Source organism: Microcoleus sp. AR_TQ3_B6 (genome assembly GCF_036702785.1).
Classification (GTDB): Bacteria; Cyanobacteriota; Cyanobacteriia; order Cyanobacteriales; family Microcoleaceae; genus Microcoleus.
The window spans coordinates 85,562-88,201 of the sequence record NZ_JAUBVJ010000027.1; the positions used below are offsets into that span (position 1 = coordinate 85,562).

The 2,640-nt window shown below is 45.8% G+C and carries 2 protein-coding genes; both read right to left on the reverse strand.

Going from position 1 to position 2,640, the window contains the following annotated elements; translation table 11 throughout:
• A partial coding sequence (locus QUB56_RS15480) for an eCIS core domain-containing protein (RefSeq protein ID WP_332956225.1) occupies positions 1-2,107 on the reverse strand: 2,107 nt, incomplete at its 3' end.
• A gap of 246 nt (positions 2,108-2,353) precedes the next feature.
• Positions 2,354-2,640 (reverse strand): transposase (locus QUB56_RS37250; protein ID WP_445243355.1); only part of this gene is annotated, 287 nt, incomplete at its 5' end.

The window sequence follows — 2,640 nt, forward strand, 5'->3', positions numbered from 1 at the left end:
CTGTGGCTGATGCTTTTGACTGGGGATTAGCAGCTTCTGTGGCTGGTTTTGTTTCTGGCGATTTATCCGCCTTCAATGCTGAAATATCTTGTGAAATTTCTGTTTTAGGAGACTCTAAATTAGTTTGTGTTTGAGAAGTTTGGCTCAAAAGTGCTTTGTCTAAAACAGGCGTAGCAACTTCTTGGTTTGGTTGTTCCTGCTGAAAGGTTGGCTGACTTTTGCTCTGATTTAACTCATGAGTAGATTTCGGTGCTGGCAACGGCTGATTCTCGTTTTCCGGTTTCTTTTCCTGCCCCTGAGTTAGCGCTGGTGTTGCTGGTGCATTACGCTGTCCTCCCATCTGCTGGATGGTGTGAGTCAATTCGTGCGCCGTCAATTCATTATTACCGGGAGACTTCCCCGCACCGTAGTAAATATCGCTACCATGAGCAAATGCTTGCGCCCCCAACTCCTTGTTCATCTGCACGGCATTCGAGTCGGTATGCACTCGCACGCCACTAAAATCTGCCCCAAAGCGCGGCTCCATGAAACTACGTACATCATCGGGTAAAGCACTACCTCCGCCCTTAGAATCCGCGAGACGGCTTTCTACGCTGCTACTTGCCTGAGAACTACTACCATTAGGTTTCAACTGTACTTGTTCTGAATCTTCTGCTGTCTGACGCTGTAGCAGTGGAGTGATGGAATTTACCAGAGGTTGCATCTGGACTGCTTCTGTTTCTTCCCCGGTTTGACGTTGAATTGGCTGCTGTAGAGCTGAGTCTGGCATGGTCATGACTTTCGCCGCCATGCTGTCTGCTTCTTGTTCGTATTTATCCCCCGGTGCCCCAACTGTTAATTTTGTCTGAATTGAAGAGTTATTTGGATCTTCTTTTTCTTGTTTTTCGCATTCACTACATTTAGCCTGAATAACCCCCTCTGACTGCATCTGGAGTTGCTCTTTTTCCTCTTGAGCCTGACGTTGAACAGGTTGCTCAACGGCTGAGTCTGGCATGGTCATGACTTTCGCGGCCATGCTGTCAGCTTCTTGTTCGTATTTATCCCCCGGTGCGCCAACTGTTAATTTTGTCTGAATTGAAGAGTTATTTGGCTCTTCTTTTTCTTGTTTTTCGCATTCACTACATTTAGCCTGAATTGCACCCTCTGACTGCATTTTGGCAGATTCTGTTGATTCTTCCCCTTCCTTCTCATCAGAGGTTTCTTGACGCTGAATTCCTTCTGAATGAGTGCTAGAAGTTGCGGAACTTTGAGGCGCTTCTACTGGAATATTTCGTCCATTAAACGGAGCACGGGCGATTTTTGGCTGTAGTGCTTCCCCGTCGCTGGTTATCGTTGAATTGCTTGATTCCCCTGCTGTTTTTTCTGCTGAAGGAGGAGGCGCTTCTATAGGAATATTTCGTCCATTAAACGGAGCACGGGCGATTTTTGGCTGTAGTGCTTCCCCGTCGCTGGTTATGGTTGAATTGCTTGATTCCCCTGCTGTTTTTTCTGCTGAATCCGCTGCCATCTGACCTTGAATGGCTGGCGTTTCCTCCCCGTCGCTGGTTATCGTTGAATTGCTTGATTCCCCTGCTGTTTTTTCTGCTGAATCTGCTGCCAACTGAGCTTGAATTTCAGGCGTTTCTTGTGGTTCCTCCTGCTGGCGCTGAATCGGTTGGGGGGAAGCTTCACCGCTGCGAATGGGCGCTTCTACAGAAATATTGCGCCAATTTAACCTACCGCGATCGACTTTTGGTTGGAGCGATCCCTCAGTCGCTCTCGTTAAATTACTTAATTCTCCCGTACTTGTTTCTGCTTTTTTTGCTGAAACTTGATGTTCAATTGCTGGCGTTTCCTCTTGTTTCTCCTGTTGGCGTTGAATGCCGCCAGGTAAAGACATTCCATTACCCCGAGAAGGCGCTTCTACACTGATATTTTGCCAATTCAAGCTGCGACGGATTGTTTTTGGTTGAATCCCTGCTAATTCCTGCGATATGTTTGAATTGCTGCCAACAGATTCAGATTGCTCAGAAGTCAACGGGCTTCGGTGAAGTAGGGGCGAACAAGCTTGATTCGCCACAGGTGGCGTCGCTGAGGTTTTCTTTTGGGCTGGTACTCGGGAGCTCATCACCTAACTCCTCCGGGCACTGCCAGCAATTATTACAAATTGTTAATTTCAGATTTGAGATTCGAGCGGGACTTGCGCTCACCAACCCGGTTTCTCTGAAAACTCGTCGCTTTGGAACCCGAGATTTACGCGCTACGCCCTATTTCTAGCTTGCTAGTAAGTCCTGTTGAAATTTTTAGGACGAGGATTAACCGCCCATTAATACGGTACCACAGCCCGCTAATATTTTATACCAATTTTCAAAAATCATGCAACAGTAGCTAGGGCTGACAAAATGTAATCCCATCCAGTTATAGATGCTATTGTCTCTGTAGAAAATTCTTTAATATAAGCGCCAACTTTTTCTTTGAGACCATCTAAATCATCATAAATGTCCCAACTCAGTTCTTGTTTAATGTGTTGCCATACTCTTTCAATTGGATTCAATTCAGGGCTGTATGGTGGTTGGAATATCAAGATAACATTATCTGGTATTTTCAGCTTAACACCATGATGAAATCTCCCATTATCTAATTGGATAATATTTAAATGCT